General features: G+C 77.1%; 1 pseudogene. It reads right to left on the reverse strand.

The window, feature by feature from the left end:
- A pseudogene (locus J0695_RS40260) lies at positions 1-314 on the reverse strand (aspartate aminotransferase family protein); the annotation flags it as partial.

Raw genomic sequence — 314 nt, forward strand, 5'->3', positions numbered from 1 at the left:
GGTGAGGAGGGCGTCGGCGGCGGGGTGTCCTGGGTAGACCTCGGCGGCGAGTGCGGTGGTGACGAGCGCTTCGAGCGCGGATGCCGCGGGGGCCTGGTCCCAGGAGTCCATGGAGGGGTTGAGGGCCGATGCGGCGAGGTCGGCGGCGGTGGCGAGGGCGAGCGGTGGGCAGTGGAGGTGTGCGGCGCAGAGCGGGTCGGCGGGGTCGGCGGCGCCTTCGGCGATCGTGGTGACGAGGGTGCGGAGGGCTTCTTCGGCGCCGGTGCCTGTGCCGGGGAGTACGGGGTGGGCGGCGGCCCGGACGCGGGCCGCGG

Origin of the sequence: Streptomyces beijiangensis (assembly GCF_017315755.1) — a bacterium.
GTDB classification, from domain to species: Bacteria; Actinomycetota; Actinomycetes; order Streptomycetales; family Streptomycetaceae; genus Streptomyces; species Streptomyces beijiangensis.